The 15563-nt window shown below is 66.6% G+C and carries 12 protein-coding genes; 4 read left to right on the top strand and 8 right to left on the bottom strand.

Annotation, left to right across the window (positions count from 1 at the left end):
- A complete protein-coding gene (gene dddP / locus AC2D9V_RS12110) occupies positions 1-1338 on the bottom strand; it encodes a dimethylsulfonioproprionate lyase DddP (protein WP_484714320.1) in 1338 nt (445 codons plus the stop codon).
- A gap of 125 nt (positions 1339-1463) precedes the next feature.
- Between dddP and AC2D9V_RS12115 the strand changes: the two genes are divergently transcribed.
- The gene (locus tag AC2D9V_RS12115; RefSeq protein WP_484714321.1) at positions 1464-2273 is read left to right on the top strand and encodes a heme-dependent oxidative N-demethylase family protein; all 810 of its coding nucleotides are present in this window, start codon (positions 1464-1466) and stop codon (positions 2271-2273) included.
- 8 nt (positions 2274-2281) lie between these two features.
- Complete coding sequence (locus tag AC2D9V_RS12120; RefSeq protein ID WP_484714322.1) at positions 2282-3157, top strand: alpha/beta fold hydrolase; 876 nt, start codon at positions 2282-2284, stop codon at positions 3155-3157.
- A 2-nt stretch (positions 3158-3159) separates the two neighbouring features.
- On the opposite strand, the gene AC2D9V_RS12125 is transcribed toward AC2D9V_RS12120, so the two are convergent.
- From AC2D9V_RS12125 to AC2D9V_RS12135, 3 genes are all read right to left on the bottom strand, one after another.
- The gene (locus AC2D9V_RS12125) at positions 3160-3900 is read right to left on the bottom strand and encodes a hypothetical protein (RefSeq protein ID WP_484714323.1); all 741 of its coding nucleotides are present in this window, start codon (positions 3898-3900) and stop codon (positions 3160-3162) included.
- Between the two features lie 116 nt (positions 3901-4016).
- The gene (gene glnA / locus AC2D9V_RS12130) at positions 4017-5426 is read right to left on the bottom strand and encodes a type I glutamate--ammonia ligase (protein WP_484714324.1); all 1410 of its coding nucleotides are present in this window, start codon (positions 5424-5426) and stop codon (positions 4017-4019) included.
- A 94-nt stretch (positions 5427-5520) separates the two neighbouring features.
- Positions 5521-5859 (bottom strand): P-II family nitrogen regulator, encoded by a 339-nt coding sequence (locus AC2D9V_RS12135; RefSeq protein ID WP_484714325.1) that lies wholly within the window; start codon positions 5857-5859, stop codon positions 5521-5523.
- Between the two features lie 167 nt (positions 5860-6026).
- Between AC2D9V_RS12135 and AC2D9V_RS12140 the strand changes: the two genes are divergently transcribed.
- Positions 6027-7634, top strand: coding sequence for an NAD(P)H-hydrate dehydratase (locus AC2D9V_RS12140; protein ID WP_484714326.1), 1608 nt, complete (start codon positions 6027-6029; stop codon positions 7632-7634).
- Positions 7635-7845: 211 nt separating this feature from the next.
- Here AC2D9V_RS12140 and AC2D9V_RS12145 read toward each other — a convergent pair whose 3' ends face one another.
- The 4 genes from AC2D9V_RS12145 to AC2D9V_RS12160 all read right to left on the bottom strand — a co-directional run bounded on the left by AC2D9V_RS12145 (position 7846) and on the right by AC2D9V_RS12160 (position 13853).
- Entirely contained in the window at positions 7846-8955 is a 1110-nt protein-coding gene (locus AC2D9V_RS12145; RefSeq protein ID WP_484714327.1) for a serine/threonine-protein kinase, read from the bottom strand.
- A gap of 468 nt (positions 8956-9423) precedes the next feature.
- The gene (locus AC2D9V_RS12150) at positions 9424-10989 is read right to left on the bottom strand and encodes a CRTAC1 family protein (RefSeq protein WP_484714328.1); all 1566 of its coding nucleotides are present in this window, start codon (positions 10987-10989) and stop codon (positions 9424-9426) included.
- Positions 10986-12293 (bottom strand): vanadium-dependent haloperoxidase, encoded by a 1308-nt coding sequence (locus AC2D9V_RS12155; RefSeq protein ID WP_484714329.1) that lies wholly within the window; start codon positions 12291-12293, stop codon positions 10986-10988. Before AC2D9V_RS12155 ends, AC2D9V_RS12150 begins: the two co-directional genes overlap by 4 nt.
- 150 nt (positions 12294-12443) lie before the next feature.
- On the bottom strand, positions 12444-13853 hold the full coding sequence (locus tag AC2D9V_RS12160; RefSeq protein WP_484714330.1) for an NAD(P)/FAD-dependent oxidoreductase: 1410 nt from the start codon (positions 13851-13853) through the stop codon (positions 12444-12446).
- A 92-nt stretch (positions 13854-13945) separates the two neighbouring features.
- On the opposite strand from AC2D9V_RS12160, the gene AC2D9V_RS12165 reads away from it, so the two are divergent.
- Positions 13946-15523 (top strand): N,N-dimethylformamidase beta subunit family domain-containing protein, encoded by a 1578-nt coding sequence (locus AC2D9V_RS12165; RefSeq protein WP_484714331.1) that lies wholly within the window; start codon positions 13946-13948, stop codon positions 15521-15523.
- The last annotated feature ends 40 nt before the right edge of the window (positions 15524-15563 follow it).

Here is a 15563-nt window from a genome sequence, read left to right on the forward strand (position 1 = left end):
TTACCCCATCAGCCGCGGATCGAAGGGATAGCGCGTCAGCGTCTCGCAGCCGGTGTCGGTGATCAGCACCTGATCCTCCAGCTTGATCGAGAAATCCCCGCCCTCGGGGCTGACCAGCGCCTCGACACACAGCACCATCCCCGGCTCTAGCGCCGCGTCGAAGGCCCCCGGAGTCCAGCCGTCGGGGTAATTCACATAAGGCCATTCGTCGCAAAGCCCGACGCCATGCATCTTGCAGCTGTACTTCTGCGCCCAGTATTCCGGCGCCAGCTGGTGGCCGCCCATCACCAGTTCCTCGATCGTCACGCCCGGTTTCAGCCGCGCCTTGTGGTCGGCGATATGGTCAAGCGCATGGTGGAACGCCGAAACCATCGCGTTCGAGGGGCGCGCGTCGCCGACCCACCAGGTCCGGCTGATGTCGATGCAGAACCCGTAGGCGCCGATCAGGTCGGTATCGAAGGCCACGATCTCGTTCGGCTGCACCAGCCGCGGCCCGCATTCCTGAAACCACGGGTTCGTCCGGGGGCCGGAGGCGAGAAGCCGCGTCTCGATCCATTCGCCCCCCCGCCGGATGTTGGCGGCGTGAAGCTCGGCCCAGATCGCATCCTCGCTGACCGTCCCTGAAGGCACGTTCTCGCGGGTAAAGGCCTCCATCTCGGCAATTCCCGCCTCGCAGGCATGGTGGGCGCAGCGCATCGCCAGGATCTCATCCGGGGTCTTCACCGCGCGGACGCGTTCCGTCACCTCCTCGCCTTCCTCGACGGTGAACCCGATTGCCTCCAGCGCGCGGAGGCCATGGACCATGATCTTGTCCACCGCCAGTCGCCGGTTCGTCCCGGCATGTTCGCGCATCACCTCATCGACCTGCCGCGCGAAGCCTTCCGCCGCCTCGCGCCCCCGGTCGCCGGTGGAATTGTAGAAGAACGTCGCACCCGACCGCAGCTCCTTCACCAAGGGGTTAAAGGTCACGAGGAAGGGTGAGTTCTTGTATTCCCACATCACCATGTGCCCATCGGCGCAGAGAAGGCAGGCCCGGAACGGGTTGTGGGTGTTCCAAAGCTGCATGTTGGTGGTGTCGGTCGCATAGCGGATGTTCAGGGGGTCGAACATCAGGAGGCCGCCGTAATCCCGCGCGATCAGCCCGGCCACCAGCTTCTGCCAGCGCGCCTCGCGCATCCGGGCGAGGTTTGGAAGCTCAAGTCCCGCCGCCTCCCATTCGCGGAAGGCAAGCTGCGTCGGCCCGATCTCGACCCGGTCATTGTCATTGGGCGTGCCGTCCCCCAGTCGGTCCGGGCGCGTGGGGTCGATCTTCCGGCGGTCGCGGTGGAAGGTGTTCATGACTGGCCTCCGTATTGGGCGGAAAGCTTGCCCGGACCGCAGAGGACCGCTCAACCATCGCCGACCCGCGCCATGTCGCAAACGTGTTGGTTGCAGCCGCAGAGGATCGATGGTCAAAGATCGCCATGCTGACCCCGACGCAAGACGCCCTTCAGTCCGGACCGATCCTGCAGGACCGCCTGCCGCACCTTCCGTGGGTCGACCCGCGCACCCGCCGCCTGCCCGGTATCCTGCCGGTCGAGGGTGACGACTGGCTTCGTACGGATGAAGCCTACGCCCAGCAGATGGCGCTGCGCGACCGGCTGATCGCCGAGAGGCCCGGCGTGGTGCACGCCCTTCTGCCCGAAGGCGTCCCCGCCGCGGAAGAGCTTTACGCCCTGGTTCTCAATCGCCTGCGCCGGATGCCAGGCTTTGTGGTGGCCGACGGTGAAGTTACCCGGCCCGACAATGTCACTGTGCCGCTCGACCCCTCGGCACCCCTGCTGACGCTGGGCCGGCTGGTGCAGGAAGACCTCTGCCTCATGGAAAAGGCGGGCGAGGAATACGCCCTCACCGGCGGCATCCTCTGCTTTCCGGCAAGCTGGACGCTGGCGCAGAAGCTTGGCCGCAGCCTCACGGGCATCCACGACCCCGTCCCGATCTATGACGCCGACATCGGCAAGCGCGTCGCCCGGCTTTTCGATGCGATCCGGCCGGAACAGCCGCTCTGGCGGATGAACTACCTGACCTATGACGATTTCGTGCTGCACCAGCCGCGCCGCGAAGGGGAACGGCGGCCAAGGCCGACCGACCATGTCTTCATCCGCTGCGAACGCCAATGCCTGATCCGGCTGCCCGTCACGAAAGCGGTGGTCTTCACCATCCATACCTATGTGGTGGACGCAAAGGCCGTGACAGCCGAAGAACTTTCCGCCCTGCGCGACGCAGTGCATTAGGAGACCCCATGCCAGGACTGATCCGCAGAACCCTTCTTGTCGGTGGCCTGGCTGCCGCCGCTGGTGCCGTCGCCTACTGGCGTCTTGGCCGGCAGACGGGCACCGAAATCGCCTATGGCACGGGGCCGCGGCAGGTGATGGACCTGACCCTTCCCGCAGGGTCCGGCCCCGCACCCGTCCTGATGATGATCCATGGCGGCGCGTTCAAGATGGGCGACAAGTCCGACCTTGCGATCTGGCCCGAACTCCTCGCCGCAGGCATCGCCGTCGTCCGCCCGAACTACCGGCTCAGCGGCACCGACCGCTGGCCCGCGCAGGGCGACGACATCCTTGCCGCCATCGTCCACCTTCAGCGCGAAGGGGCGGCGCTGGGCCTTGACCCCTCGCGGATCGTCCTTCTGGGCCATTCCGCCGGGGCCTTCCTTGCCGTCTCGACCGCGCTCAGCCTCGTCGAGATCGGCCTGCCCCCGCGGGGGGTCGTCAGCTTCTACGGGCCGATGGATTTTTCGACGATGGACGAGGATCTTGCCGCTCTCGGCCGCAAGCCGGTCATGGGCGCGACCGACGCCGCCGACAGTCCGGAAAGCCAGCTTCTCGGCTTTACCGTCGGCGATGACCGCGCTGCCGCCCGCGCGATGGGTCCGGTCGGGCGGCTGGACCGCCTGAAGGAACCCCTGCCGCCGATCCTGATCCGCCACGGCGACGCCGACCCGATGGTCGCCGACCTCCAGGCCCGCCGCCTGCGCGACGCCTGGGCAGCGGCTGACCCGGATGCACCGATCGACTATGCGCTCGTCCCGGGCGCCGGCCACGGCGGCGATGCGTTCGAGGCCGACCCCGTCCGCAGCGAGGTCATCGCCTTCGTGACCCGCGCCCTCGCCTGACCTCAGCCGTCCAGCCCGACGCGCCGCAGATCGACGTTCCGCGCACGCCACAGCCAAAGCGACCGCAGGGCGCCGTAGGGCAGGGCCAGGATCACCGTCCCCCAGCCAAGAAGGTAGCCAGAGACCTGGATTGCCGTCGTCGCCACCGAACCGGGCGGCGCAGGCGGCAGGGCAGGGTCGGGTGCCCTGCGGTTGTCCGCCGCCGGCTTCCCCTCCAGATCGCCACGGATGACGGCGAGGGGATCAGGTTCCACCTTCGGCTCGGCCAGAACGACCGGGGGCGCATCCGCCCCGAAGGCTGACGGCGCGGGGTCAGCCGGCAGCTCATCCGCCGGCGGGACAAGTGCCTCGTCCGGCCAGAGATGCGCCTCGATCTCGGCCACCAGCGCATTGCCCCGCGTGACATCCATGTCGGCCACCGCGCTGGCATGGGCGAAGACGGCCCCCGCATTCTTGATCCAGGCCGCGACGCGCAGATGCGACGGCACGAAACGCTCCACCCGGCCAAGCTTCCCCTCCGGGATGCGTCCGGTCCCGCCCGCCACGCTGACCGCCCCCCGCCGTAGCGCCCGCGCGGCCCGGGCGTTCAGCGGTGCCACGCCCTCACGCGAAAGGTGCAGGGTCGCCCGGCGCAGGCCACGCATGGAGAACGGCGGGCGCTGTTCCCCCTCGGCCCAGATCTTCGGGCGGTCGGAGGGCGGCGCGGCACGCTGGGGTGTTCGGCGCAGCGGTTGGTTTGCCATGAAGGTCCTCCTGCGCGTTGCAACCTGAAGGGTAGACCAGCCGCCCCGGCCCCGCAACGCCCTTGCCGGAACGAAAAGGGGCGCCCGGAGGCGCCCCTGTCCCGCTGCCGATGCTGTCAGCAGCTGTAGTACAGCTGGTACTCGACCGGGTGCGGCGTGTGTTCGTAGGCGTAGACCTCTTCCCACTTCAGCGCGATATAGGCCTCGAGCTGGTCCTTCGAGAACACGTCCCCGGCAAGGAGGAAGTCCATGTCCTTCTCCAGCTCTTCCAGAGCTTCCCGCAGCGAACCGCAGACAGTCGGGATTTCCGCCAGTTCTTCCGGCGGCAGGTCGTAAAGGTCCTTGTCCGAGGCCGGACCCGGATCGATCTTGTTCTTGATCCCGTCAAGGCCGGCCATCAGAAGGGCCGAGAATGCGAGGTACGGGTTCGCCGACGGGTCAGGGAAGCGGGCCTCGACGCGCTTGGCCTTCGGGCTTTCGGTCCACGGAATACGGACGCAGCCCGACCGGTTGCGGGCCGAATAGGCGCGCAGCACCGGCGCTTCAAAGCCCGGGATCAGGCGCTTGTAGCTGTTGGTGCCGGGGTTCGTCAGCGCGTTAAGCGCTTTCGCGTGCTTCAGGATGCCGCCGATGAACCACAGGGCCTCCTGGCTCAGGTCCGCATACTTGTCGCCCGCGAAGAGCGGCTTGCCACCCTTCCAGATCGACATGTTGACATGCATGCCCGACCCGTTGTCGCCCTTCATCGGCTTCGGCATGAAAGTCACGGTCTTGCCGTAGGCGTGGGCCACGTTGTGGATCACGTACTTGTACTTCTGGATGTTGTCGGCCTGCTCGACAAGCCCGCCAAAGATCATCCCGAGTTCATGCTGGCAGGTCGCCACTTCGTGGTGGTGCTTGTCGACCCGCATCCCCATCCGCTTCATGGTGCTCAGCATCTCGCCGCGGATGTCCTGCGCCTCGTCGATCGGGTTCACCGGGAAGTAGCCGCCCTTGTGGCCCGCGCGGTGGCCGTAGTTGCCGCCCTCGGTCACGGTGTCGGTGTTCCAGGCGGCGGCTTCGGCGTCGATCTCGTAGGCCACCTTGCGGGGGGTCACCGAGTAGCGGACGTCGTCGAAGATGAAGAATTCGGCTTCCGGTCCGAAATAGGCCGCGTCACCGATCCCGCTCGACTTGAGGTAGGCTTCCGCTTTCAGCGCGGTCTGGCGCGGGCAGCGGCTATAGGCTTCGCCGGTGTCCGGCTCGACCACGTTGCAATGCACCGCCATGGTCTTTTCGGCGTAGAACGGGTCGATGTAGACCGACCCCGCATCCGGGATCAGCTTCATGTCGGACTGGTCGATCGACTTCCAGCCCGCGATCGACGAGCCGTCGAACATGAAGCCTTCCTCGAAGAAATCCTCATCCACGAGGTCAGCCACCAGCGTCACGTGCTGGAGCTTCCCCTTGGGGTCGGTGAAGCGGATGTCGACGTATTCGACTTCCTCGTCCTTGATCAGTTTCAGAGCATTCTTGACTGCGCTCATCATTCTGCCTTTCGGTTTGGTTTCGGTTAGGGCCGTGAAGCCCGGTTTCGGGACAAGCCTAAGAATTTTCAATGAAAATTCTCAGGCCTGCACGTCAGACGGCATCGTCACCGGTTTCGCCGGTACGGATGCGGATGGCTTGTTCGACGGGGGTGACGAAGATCTTGCCGTCGCCGATCTTGTCGGTGCGGGCCGCGGCGACGATGGCCGCGACCGCCTGGTCGACCATGTCGTCGGTCAGCACGACCTCGATCTTCACCTTGGGAAGGAAGTCCACGACATACTCGGCACCACGGTACAGCTCGGTATGGCCCTTCTGACGCCCGAAGCCCTTGACCTCGGTCACCGAAAGGCCCTGGATCCCGGCTTCCTGAAGCGCTTCCTTCACCTCATCCAGCTTGAACGGCTTGATGATCGCTTCGACTTTCTTCATGGGCCGACTCCCCCCGGGTTCCGTCTTTGCCCGTCTGACCACTTCCTAGGCGGGGGGACAATGTGACAAGGTCTTGATACCTGTAGCCTGGCGGGGAATCCGGGATGTGTGCCTGAAAATTGTGCAAAGCGCCAAAAAGGCGGGCAGTTTGTGAAGCTGAGGCGAAGATGACCGAACTCCTGACCGCCGCCGAGATGCGGGCCATCGAACAGGCGGCGATTGCCTCGGGCGAAGTTACGGGCCTTGAACTGATGGAGCGTGCCGGGCGGGGCGTGGTCGAGGCGATCTTCGAGGAATGGCCGGAGCTGCGCGCCACCTCGCACCGGGCGGTGGTCCTCTGCGGGCCGGGCAACAACGGCGGCGACGGGTTCGTCGTCGCGCGGCTGCTGAAGGAATGGGGCTGGGAGGTAGCGGTCTTCCTCCTCGGCGACCCGGCAAGCCTGCCGGCGGATGCGCGGGCGAACCATGACCGTTGGCGGGACATGGGAACCGTCCAGCCGCTGGCCGATCTCGACTGGCCGATCCTCCGTGCAGCGACCGTTTGCGTCGATGCCGTCTTCGGCACCGGCCTTTCCCGCCCCGTGCCGCCGGCGGTCTGGGGCAGCCTCGTCATGGCGCAGGAAGCCGGGGCGCGGCTTGTCGCGGTGGATATCCTTAGCGGGGTTTGCGCCGACTCCGGCCGCATCCTTTCCGACAGCGGCTACACCGACTTTCCTGCTGCGCTGACCGTGACGTTCGAGCGGGCGAAGACCGGCCATTTCCTTGCTGACGGTGCCGTTCTCTCGGGCCGCCTGCAGGTGGTGCCCATCGGGCTTGACCGGCAGATGGACGCGCTTCTGGCCGGTCCGCAGTCGGACCAGGTTGCCGATGCGACCCGGCCTTCCCTGTCCCTCCTTGAGAAAGCGCAAGGCCACAAGTACTCCCACGGCCACGCCCTTATCCTCTCCGGCCCCACAGGGCGCGGCGGCGCGGCGCGGCTTTCGGCGCGGGGCGCGCTCCGGATCGGGGCGGGGCTCGTGACGCTTGGCTGTCCGCCCGACGCGATCCACGAGAACGCCGCGCGGCTGGATGCGGTGATGCTGCGGGGGGTGGCGGATGGGCTGGCGCTGGAGGAGGCGCTGGCGGATGGGCGGATCAACGCGCTCTGCGTCGGGCCGGGGTTGGGGCTTGATGCCCGGGGGCGGGAGGTGGCGGCGGTGGCGTTGAAGTGCCGGTCTGAAGCCCGGCCTACATCGGCACCCGTAGGCCGGGCTTCAGACCGGCGAAACCCACCCAAACTCGTCCTCGACGCCGACGCCCTCACCCTCCTCTCGCAAGACCCCGACCTCTTCGCCGCCCTGCATGAGGGATGTGTTCTGACCCCTCACGCCGGGGAATTCGCCCGCCTCTTCCCCGACATCGCCGAAAAATTCAGCCAGCCCGCTACCAAAGGCCCCGCCTATTCCAAGGTCGACGCCACGCGCGAGGCGGCGAAGCGGGCGGGCTGCACTGTCCTCTTCAAAGGTCCCGACACCGTGATCGCCAACCCTTCGGGTCGCGCGGCCATCAACTCCGCCCATTACGACCGGGCGGCGCCGTGGCTTGCCACCGCTGGATCGGGCGACGTTCTGGCGGGGTTCATCACCGGACTTCTGGCCCGGGGCTTCCCCCCCTTCGACGCCGCCTGCACCGGGGCATGGCTGCACGTCGAATGCGCGCGCTCCTTCGGCCCTGGCCTGATCGCCGAGGACCTGCCCGAAGAGCTGCCAAAGGTCTTCCGCGCGCTCGGGCTTTAGGGCGCGGTCGGGGCGGGTCGCGGGTCTTGGTTAACGCGCTGCAAACCCCGCGCGCGTGGAGACGGAAGGAAGACAAAGGCAAGACAGGAAAAAGACCGGGCCGCCGCTCCCTAACCTTCTGATTTAAACCGCCGCACGCAGCGTTGCACTGTCCGCCCGGTTACGCCGGCGTCACCCCGTCTTTTCCCCGGTGATGACGGGGCCGTCGCAGTCAGGACAGAAGGGTCCACAGGGTGGCGATGCCGACAAAGGCCAGAACCAGCCCGGCCCCGATAAGGTATCCCATGTTGGCCGAAAGGAACCCGGACACCCCGTGGCCCCGCCCGGTCATGGCAGAGGCCGTACCGGCCTGCTCGGCGGCAGCCTTGCGTTCACCTTCCTCGATCAGGTCGAGCCAGTCCGTGGCGGACTGGATCCGGTCGCGCGGCATGACCCGCGTCGCCTGGTCGATCGCTTCAAGAAAGCCGGGCGGATAGCCGGCAAACCGGCCTGCCAGGGGTTCGTAGGGGTCGGGCGAGCCTTCGGCGACCATTGCCAGCCGGCGCTGACTTTCGGGCGGAACCTTCCCGGTAATGACATGAAAGAAGGTTGCCCCCAGGGCATAAAGGTCACTCGACAGCCATTGCTCGGCGCCCGTCAGATAGAACTCTTGCGGCGAGTAGCCGTCCTTGACGACCCGCCGCCCGGTCAGCACGCGGGTTGCCCGCACCATCTGTTCAGAGGCGGCACCGAAATCGATCAGGATCGGATTGCCGGACTGGTCGATGAGGATGTTGTCGGGCGAGATGTCGCGATGCAGGATGCCGCTTTCGTGGATGAATTCCACCGCGCTGAGCATCTTCTTGAGAAGGATAACGACTTCCGCGGGCGTAAAGGCCCGATCGGTCGAATCGAGGATGTCGTGCAGGTCCTTCCCGTTGATGAAATCGATCGCCATGTAGGCGGTGCCGTTGTCCTCGAAAACCTGATGGACCCCGACGATGTTCGGGTGGACAAGGTCAGCCAGACGGCGGGCTTCCTGCACGAATCCCTGCACGAAGCTTTGCAGGTCCCCGATGTGCTTGCGTGACCGCGCGCGGACATTTGTTCCCGACCGGCGGCTGAGCGCGCTTGGAAAGCATTCCTTGATGACGACCGTCCGGCCAAGGTTGTCCTTTGCAAGATAGGTGATCCCGAAGCCGCCGGAATTCAGGAACCCCTGGATGATGTACTGCCCGTCCAGAAGAGTGGTGCCCGGCTTCAGATCATCGGCAAATGCCTCTCCGTCGACCTCGAAAGGCTCGTCAACCTGGCTTGGATCGATCCGCGTTGGCCCTTGCATTGCCCGTCGTCCATTCTTCCTCGGTACGGGAAGGTATCACATTGCATCACCGATACTCATCACCAGGGTACCCCGGATGCAGAGGACCAAAACTCCGGTTTGCATTTCAACGTCTTGGCGGCCTGTGTGAAAGAGGCAAATGTCGTGCGAGGACGCGCGGTTGCGCAGCGGGGGTTGCAGCCGACTGGCCGTCCTCGCGCGGATTGCTGTCGGGTTTTTCATTCAAAATGTTGGAAATCAAGCGTTTCGTCCCGATTCTCGGCTGGGGCTTCGACGTCGCCACCGCTGCCTGTCCGGCGAGAGGACTGTGGCAATATGGCCAGAAAACCTGCGCGTGTCGGGGTATCCGGAGAGCCACCCGGAGCATGCATTTCGGGCATTCCGGCAGCCAAGCCCGGTCCGAACGCAACCGTAGCGCGACAGGCCATAACCGGCTTACCCCGCACGCGACCGATTCGCTAATGGCGATCAGCCGGGTGTCCAGGCTTCGGGCGTCGCGTCCCGCCGCAGAATCTGAAAGCTTCTGGCGGGCAGCGACGTCCACTCACCCGCCTGTCCGTCTGGCCAGATGATCCGCAGCTCGGCCGTTTCAGACCCGCCCAGCCCGAAGTGCAGCCACCCGGCCGAGCCCGAGACATGCCCGCCACCGGATGCGATCTCGTGCCGCTCGACCGTCTCGCCGCGACGGATCTCGATGATCGAGCCGATGGCATCGCGGTTCGGCCCGTCCTGCTGCAGGCGGAGCTGAATCCAGTTGCCGGCCGAAGCCTCGGTCTGGCGCCAGACCTCGGCGGGGGTCCAGCGGTTCACGACGACAAGGTCAAGCAGACCGTCGAGGTTCAGGTCGACAACCTGCGCGCCCCGGGCGATTCCCATGCTGGCCACGCCCGCGCGGTCGCCTGCCTCGACAAAGGTGCCATCCTCTTGTCCCAGAAGCAGGTTGTTCGGATCCTTCTCGGCGAAGTCCGGCATCTTCGCGACGTTGCCCTTGGCCACGAAAAGGTCGAGCAGACTGTCGTTGTTCACGTCCACAAACTGCGCGTGCCAGCCCGTCGACGGCCGAAGGTCGCCCCCGGTGTAGGGCCGGTGCGCGGTGATCCCGGTCTTGAAGGCAAGGTCGGCATAGTCGGGCTTGCCCGTGGCGGGGTCCTTCAGGATCTGGAACTTCTGGTCGGCCATTGAGGTCAGGTAGTAGTCCTGATAGCCATCGCGCGTGATGTCGGCGGCGGCGATGCCCATCCCCCAGATCCGCAGGCGTTTCCAGCCGTCATCCTTCTCGGTGTAAAGCCTTGGAGGCTGGCCCGGATCGATGTGCCACATCTGCTCCTGCCCGCCCTTGTAGTATTCGCGGTCGTTCGACACCCGCAGCGCCCACTGGCCCGAGTTGTTCCAGTCGGTGAACAGCATCGAAAGTGCACAGAAGGACGGGGTCAGCGGGATCGGCGGAGCGAAGCCGTCCGCGTCGGGCCGGTGCAGCCAGTTGTCGGTGCAGGACCCCCAGGGGAAGGCCTCTTCCTTGCGGTCGACATAGTTGCCGATGGCCAGCGTGGGCCAGGTCTGCCCTTTCTCCCAGATCGCGGCAAAGGCGGTCGACCAGGCGTCACCGCCATCGAAGCCCCAGGCGGCGGTGGCATCCTCGAAGGCACAGTCACCAAGGCCGCGCAGGATCCGGTTCTCGCCCACCCGAAGGACGACAAGGTCCATCACGCCGTCGCTGTCGATGTCGAGCGGATAGGCACCGGCCACGGCGTCAAGACGGATCGCGTCGGTCTGCTGAAAGACCAAAGCGCCGCCGACTTCGCTTTGGTTCAGATAAAGCGCAGAGGGGCCGGCCCCACCCGACAGGAAGACCTCGGGCTTGAGGTCCCCCGAACAGTCGAAGGTCGCGACGCCACCGCCGACCATGTACTCCCAGTCGCCCTCGAAGACGGTCGCGAAGCCGGCGGTTGCGGTTTCATCGGTAAAGGTCGGGATGACCGGTTCGGCAAGAACGGGGGTGGCGGCGGTGGCCGCAAGCAGGAAAGCACGCATCATGCCTCGGTCCGCAGGGCGGCGGCGTAGGCACCGACTGCACGGCCCTGTTCCAGGCCCTTTTCATTGCCGAAGCGGAAGTGGATGCCGCCGTAAAGCCGTGACATCGCCGCCTCTGCCGCTGCCGCCGCGAAAGAGGGGAAGCTGCGAACGCCCCAGCCTTCGTCGACATGGGTGGTATCGTCAAAGGCGAAGTTGTCGCCGAAGACCGCCGTCAGCACGGTCGAGGCCGCACCCGACTGGGTCGAGTGGCCCGAGGTGTATTCCGGGAAGGGCGGAGTGATGAGAAGGGGCTCCCACGCCTTGTCGATATGGCGCTTGATGTAGGTGACCGGGCGCAGAAGGTTGTAGCGGTACTTGGTGTCCCAGCACGAGATGAAGGCATCGGCCTGCGCCGCCCCCAGCTTGGCCAGGGCGGAGGCGACTGTTTCTGCTGGCAGGGCGTCGCGTTCGGCGATCTGCAGGACGATGGCGATCCAGTGGCCGGGGGGTGTGAAGGTCAGCATCGGGTCATCCGACCAGAAGCGCGCGATCAGCTTCTGTTCGTCGGTCAGGCTGCGGCTGACTTCGTAGACCTCAAGCGCGGAGGCGTGGAACTCCGATCCCGGCTCTTCGCTGTAGTCGGGGTGCGGTCCGGGGTCGGCCGCATCGGTGGCGGGCAGGGCGAAGGTCCGGCAACCGGCCCATTGCGGCAGAAGCGGGGCCTGCTGCAGGCGGATCAGGTTCGTCGGCACCCAGTCCTGCGGTCGGGGACCGGGGGTGTAGTCCATCGGAAAGCCCATGTTCTCGATCACCGCGCAACCGTCTGCCCGGGACCAGGCAAGGATGTGCTCGGCGATGGCCTTGCCATGCGCGACGCTGCGGTCAACCTCGGCGGCGTCGACCCCTGCGCTGGCCGTTTCGCCCATCCTGCGGCCCATCGCCTCCATCGCGCGCTGGCCGGTCGGGCCGGTGTTGAAGAAAAGCTCTGCGATCACGGCCTGAAGGGCGGCATGCAGGACGCATGGGGCATCAAGCACGCCGTCTGGGGCCTGGGGCAGGGGGGCAAGGTCGCGGACCTGCCCGGCCAGCGAGCGCAATGCCGGGTTGCCCGAGGCCAGCGCCTCATGTGCGGTGATGCCAATGTAACCGAAGGCGCGGGCGGCGACCGGGGGGGTGTAGGTCGCGGTGTGGCGCACCAGTTCCAGCATCAGCTTGTGCCACATCAGCAGCACCTCGCGGGACACATCGGCCCGGTCGGCGGCAAAGACCGGTCGGGCCAGGGCCAGCAGCGGCAATGCAAGAACGGTGCGGCGGTGCAGGGCCATCAGTATCCTCCCCCAAGGGCGTCCCGCAGGCCTTATCACCAGCCGCGTGTGACCTGGCAAGTCACGATTTCAAAGGGCTTGGCCTCCTCGTGCGACTTCGTCTCCTCGTCGGAGCGCGCGAGAAATCACCACGTGATCGCCAGGCGGTCGCTAATGCCGCCCGGTCAGCCAGTTCCCCAGATCGGCCAGCTTCGATGGGCCTGCCCCCGGGCGATCCTCGCGCCGGTCGGCGGCGTTCAGAAGCGCATACATGCCGGTCACGCCCAGCCATCGGAAGGGCTCTGGCTCCCAGTCCTTCACGCGGCGATTGACCCAAGGCAGATGCACGAGGTCCGTGTCGCGGCCAAGTGCAAGGTCGGCCAGCGTCCGTCCCGCGAGGTTCGATGTCGAGACCCCCACGCCGACATACCCCCCCGCCCAGCCAAGCCCCGTGGCCGGGTCAAGCCCGACCGTCGCGCACCAGTCGCGCGGCACGCCCAGGACGCCGCACCAGGCGTGGTCGATCTTCGCGCTGCGCGTGTCCGGGAAATGCCGGTGCAGGATTGCCGTCAGCCGCCGGATCGTCTCATCGTCGGGCGCGCCGTTGGTGTCGAGGTTCGAGCCATAGCGGTAAGGCACCCCCCGCGCGCCGACCGTGATCCGCCCCTCACGCGTGCGCTGGCAATAGCAATAGGCATTGGCGAAATCGCCAAGGATCTCATGGCCCTGCCAGCCAATCCGTGCCCATACCTCGGCCGGCAGCGGTTCGGTCGCGATCTGGGCCGAGTTCAGGGGCAGCCATTCGCGCGTCCGTCCCGGCAGTCCGGCGGTGAAGCCTTCGGTGCAGCGCAGGATCACGGGTGCCCGCACCGTGCCACGGTCCGTCGTGACAAGGCCCTTCTCATAAGCGGTGACGGTCGTCCCTTCGACGATCCGCACGCCCGCGCGTTCCACTGCCGCCGCAAGGCCGCGGACCAGCTTGGCCGGCTGCACGCGGGCGACGTTGGTCACCACCATTGCCCCGAGCGCGCCGGGGATGCGGATGCGTTCGGCCAGATCAGCGGCGGACATCTCGAAAACCCGGTCTTCCTCGCCCCAGTGCCGGCGGTGCGCTACCTCGTCCCGCATCCGGCCAAGCTGCGCGGGCTTCGTCGCCACCATCAACTCGTCGGTGCGCAGGATGTCGGCGTCGATCCCTTCGGCCTCGGTGACCCGGATCACCTCGTCCACCGTGCCGTTCATCGCCTCGACCATCGCGCGGACCCCGTGTTCCGACGAGGTTTCCAGATACCGCCGGTGGTTCCAGGCAAAGCCGCCGGTCAGCCAGCCGCCGTTCCGGCCACTGGCACCGAAGCCCGCGAATTCCTTCTCGATCACCAGGACGTCCAGGGCAGGGTTGGCCTGCTTCAGGTACCAGGCCGTCCAGAGGCCCGTATATCCCGCCCCGATGATCGCCACATCTGCCGTGCGGTCCCCGGCCAAGGGCGCGCGCGGAAAGGGCAGGCCGATGTCGCCATACCAGAACGAAACCTCGCCAACTCGCATCCGATCCCCCCGCTTCAGCGCGGGCAAGAGAGGCATGGAGCCGACGGCATTTCAAGGGCGAAGCTGCCCCGACGCTTGCGTTCCGTCCCGCCGTTTCCGATGCTGGACGGCAAAAGGAGTGCCCGAGCGTGCAAGGCTTCTTCGTCCCAGGCCCCTATGACGACGGCGACCCCGTCACCGGACATTACTATGAGACGGCCTCGCCCGACCCTGACCGGGCACAGGTCTGGGGCTACCCGGATTTCCTCTCCTACCGCCCGGGCGAGACCCTGCGCCTGCACGGCATGGGCAAGACCGGCCGCGCCCGGCTGGTGATCGCCCGCGACGGGCTGCAGCCCGAGACGGTGGTCGAGGCCGAGATCGACATCACCTTCGCCCCGACGCCTGCAGATTGCTCCGTTACCGGCTGCGGCTGGCCCGTGGTCCATGAGACGCCGATCCCCGACACCTGGGCAAGCGGCGTCTACACCATCACGCTTTCGGTTCCCGGCCACAGCTCGCAGTCGCTCTTCGTCCTGCGCCCGGCCGTGCCACAGGCAAGGATCGCCTTCATCCTCGCCACCGGCACCTGGTGCGCCTACAACGACTGGGGCGGGTCGAACCATTACCAGGGCCTCTGCGGCCCGTCGGGCGGCGATTTCGCGGCCGAGGTCAGCCTCCTGCGCCCCTGGGCCACGGGCTTTGTCCGTTGGCCCGACGACGCACCGCGCATTCCCCACGCCTCGCCCTTGCTCAGCCGACCGGCCTATCCGCACATGGACTATGCCCGCGCGAACGGCATTTCCAAGAAATACGCCTCATCGGGCTGGGCAGCCTTTGAACGCCCCTTCGCGCTCTGGTGCGAGGCGCAGGGCATCGCGCTCGACTACGTCACCCAGCACGACCTGCACGCCGAACCCGGCCTACTGGACGCCTACCCCCGCGCCCTGATCGTCGGGCATGACGAATACTGGACGAAGGAGATGCGCGACCATCTGGAGGGCTGGATCGACCGGGGCGGCCAGCTGGCTCGCTTTGCCGGCAACTTCTTCTGGCAGACGCGCCTGTCTGATGACCGCCGCACCCAGATCTGCCACAAGTACCGGGCTGACGCCGAGGACCCGCTGGCCGCAACGCCCCTTATCAGCAGCTACTGGGACCATTCCCGCGTCGGCCGCCCGGCGGTCGCGACACTTGGCCTGACCGGCACCATGGGCGTCTATGCCGGGTGGAGCCGCTGCGCCGCGCATGGGTCCGGCGGCTTCACCGTCTACCGCCCCGATCACTGGACGCTCAGGGAAACCGGGCTCGGCTATGGCGACGTCCTTGGCGCCGCGTCGAAGATCTTCGGCTACGAGGTTGACGGGATCGACTACGAGATCCGGAAGGGCCTGCCCTATCCCGCGCCTGACGCGGGGCTGGAAGGCGAGCTGACCATTGTCTGCCTTTCGCCCGCGACCACCCTTTCGCACCACACCGGCCCGCATGACGTGGATCACTTCATCGGCCACCTCGATGCCGAGGAAGTCGCCCAGGTTGTTTATGGCGCAGTCACGCCCGAGACTCTGGGTCTCGCCAGCCGCGGCAACGGTTGCATCGCCGAATACCGGCGGGGCAAGGGGGCGGTGCTGAACGCCGGGTCCTGCGAATGGGTTGCAGGACTGATCGCCCGGGAGAGGCCGGTCGAGACGGTCACGCGGAACATTATGCTGGGCGATTGGGGGTGATCCCGCCGCCCCGAAGGGCGAAGGCTTTACAACCGTGGAA

The organism is Tabrizicola sp. T46 (assembly GCF_057219895.1).